Origin of the sequence: Pseudomonas sp., from assembly GCF_049645325.1 — a bacterium.
Lineage (GTDB): Bacteria > Pseudomonadota > Gammaproteobacteria > Pseudomonadales > Pseudomonadaceae > Aquipseudomonas.
This window is the reverse complement of the sequence record NZ_JBARTQ010000348.1, coordinates 1-3,078: the sequence shown is the minus strand read 5'-3', so window position 1 is coordinate 3,078 and position 3,078 is coordinate 1. Positions and strand designations below refer to the sequence as shown.

Here is a 3,078-nt window from a genome sequence, read left to right as displayed (position 1 = left end):
CTTTCGCCACCTGATTCAACTTCTCGGCGTCTTCCTCGAAGGCCTTGCCCTCGATGTACAAGCGGCAATGGTCTCCAAGGATGCTCAGGCTTTCGCCCGCGGACACCTGCTGGCCCGGTTTTACGTTCAGCGTCTGAACGGTGAACAAGTGTTGCACTTCCGACGTGGTGCAATCCCCTTTCGCCTGTGGGGCAACGACCGTCAGCGCCTTAAGCAGACTCCGATTCGCAAGGATGTCGTTGATCTGCGGTTGCGACAGGCCATGCAACAGCAGCCCTTCGCGTTGCGCAAGGAGAGCTGCCTCGATCTTCTGCTGTTCGTACTCGCGCTCCAGAATTCGCTTTCCGGGAATGACACCGCCGCTGATCAAATTCAACCGCTTTAACTCTCGTTCGACAACATCCAATTCCTGGGCAGAGCGCAGAAAATCCCGCTGTGCGGTGACCAAATCCTCATGCGTCAACCGGAGGTCAAACAGCGGCTGTCCCGACTCAACTGCTTCACCTTCGATGGCGTAGACCTTCATTACAATCCCTGTCATGGGTGCTGTAACATCCAGCTGAGATCGTCCAGGACGCTCGACCACCATGGCTGGCACGGCAGTCGTCTTGATGAATGGCTGCAACTTGACGACGTACGGCCGAAATCCGACGTTTCGCAGCGCCTTATCGCTGAGTTCCAGCGATGTGGCTTCGTTGTGGCCCTCGTGTCCGTTGTCGGAATGGCCATCGTGGCCGGCATGCGCGTCATTGTGCGATTCGGGCTGCTCGACGGATGGACTCGCGGACGCCAGCAGCGCGTTGGCCATCGGCAGCCACTGCTTGTGGAATATGGTGCCCAGGACCGCAACCGCGGTAACAATTACAATAGCCACCGACCATTTCAGAACGGTTGAGCTGAGGGCAGACAATTTGAATTTCATCGTTCGCGTATCCATTGAGTATTCTCCCGTCGAATCGAGTACCGATGCGGCCGCAGTACAGTACAAAAGCCGAATGCCAAAACCGTTGTCGTGACCTGAGAACCCAAGAGCTGGCATCACGGCTTTTGGCTTTTAACTTCTGAGAGATGCGCACGACTTCAATCGATGCGGTGCGCGGCAAGCGCGCAACTACACATGCGGACAGGCGTGCGTCAGGAGAATCAAATCACCAAGACTTCGAGCGCAAGATGTAGGCGCAGACCGGTAAAGGCTGCGTCTGGCGCAGGTGGATGGCTAGCGGTAGCAAGTTCGACGGCGGAGGTTAGAGAAGGCGCCATCGCAGAAAAAAGGTGCATTGAATTTTGGCTGCTTAGCGTATCCGCATTTGGTGACGATTCGGTGCGTGTAAAGATGCACTTGTCGTCATCACAAGACAACGGTCCGTCGTGCTGATGCTGCTCGTCGCAGCCGCAGGAGTTCAAGGCGAGAGATTGTTGATGGCTCTCTTGACCGTGATCGTCATGATCGCAAGTGCCCGAACTAGGCTGATGCCATTTACCAGATCGCGCTTCGCAAGCGTGCGCGTGGTGGATGCAGCAACCGAAGGTCGAATGCACCAGCACGATTACCGTCAAGAACGTAGTAAACAAATGGCGCATAAGCTGAGGAAACCATCCTGGGAACCAAAAATCCATCTATCCATGTTTAGGCGAGTCCGGTCATCGCTACAAGATCAAAGGGTTGTCCGATGTTTACCGAACGCCACGCAATTTACCTATTCTACGTTATTATCTAATCATGACAAGCAACCAGACATCGCGATGCCTCGTGCAATGTCCCTATTTTCCTAAGCTACCTGTCAGCATAAGCCCTCGGATTTCCATGGCGGACACCCACAGTTCGCGCAGTGATTCGAGGTAGGCCAGGTTGGTCTGGAAGTACGTTCGCTGGGCGGCCAGCAACTCGATCACTCCGAATTCCTCGGCCTGGTAACCGGTCCGGATTAATTCGAGCGTGCGATCAGCATTCTCAAGAATTCCACCGGTTCGCGAATACTTTTCGACTTGATTGCGAGCGCTTTCATAGCGTTGGAAAGCCGCCGCCAAACGGGTCTGCAGGTCAAGCGCTAAGCGGTCCACGGCACGCTCGGCCGCCGCAGCTTGCGCTTCGGCCTGCTGGATTCGACCTTGGTTGCGGTTGATGATCGGGATCGGCAGAGTGACCTGAAGATTACCGTTGCTGCTGCCGGTCCCGCGATCGTCTTGGAAAACTGCCTGGACGTCAACGTCCGGCTTGACTGCGGCATACGCCCGTTCCACAGCCCACTGGGTGGCTTCTACGTCGGCAATAGCCGCTGCTATTTCGGGGCTTTCGCTTAGTACTTGATGCAGTGTTTCCTGCCACGACAGAGCGATCCCGTCCGGTTTCAGCTCACCTTTCAGCCGCTGATGGGCAAGTTCCGGCATGCCCAAAACCGCGATCAGCCGCCGCCAGGCTTCGACATGCTGATTGGTGGACGTCTGAAGCAGAATTTGGGCCATTTCGGCTTCGACACGGGCCCGTAGTGGATCCGCTTCACTGACCTCTTCGCCCTCGAACAGCAATTGAGCCGCTTTCGTTCCTTGTTCGCTAATGCGCACCAGGTCGGCGGCCAATTCACGTCGGCGCTGAGCGATCAGCACATCGTAGTAGCCGATCCGCACGTCCGTGAGCACACGCAATCGAACTGCTTCGAGTTCTCGCTCAACTCGCTGGAGCTCCCAATCAGCAACTTGACGATTCAAACGTAGCTTCTTGCCCGTAACGAATTTCTGACCAAGGAAAATACCTTGCTGCTCCGCCTGGCCGTGGCTGCTAAGTTGCTGACCTGAGTATCCGATAACCGGATTCGGCGGCAGGCCAACTTGCACCCGGTTCCCCTGGGCTGCTTCCACCAGGGCCGCGGCCTCGTGAAGCGCGGGATTGTTTTGCATCGCCATGCTTTCAAGGTCCGCCAATGTCAGGTTTGACTTTACAAGCTCGGCCGTTGGAAGTGCTGGCAACCGCTCGACCGTGTTCGACTGTGTTCCAGCGACGGGCGGCTCCGAATTGCCAAGGTCTTGCCGAAAAGCGGCCGCAGATACAACGGATTGTCCAGCATCCGGTGTGCGGTAACT

At 56.2% G+C, this 3,078-nt stretch carries 2 protein-coding genes; both read right to left on the bottom strand.

What is annotated here, in order from left to right; translation table 11 throughout:
• Positions 1-922, bottom strand: a 922-nt coding sequence (locus WBB95_RS15485) for an efflux RND transporter periplasmic adaptor subunit (protein WP_424488384.1), incomplete at its 3' end; no start/stop codon positions are given.
• Positions 923-1,761: 839 nt separating this feature from the next.
• Positions 1,762-3,078 (bottom strand): TolC family protein (locus WBB95_RS15480; RefSeq protein ID WP_424488383.1); only part of this gene is annotated, 1,317 nt, incomplete at its 5' end.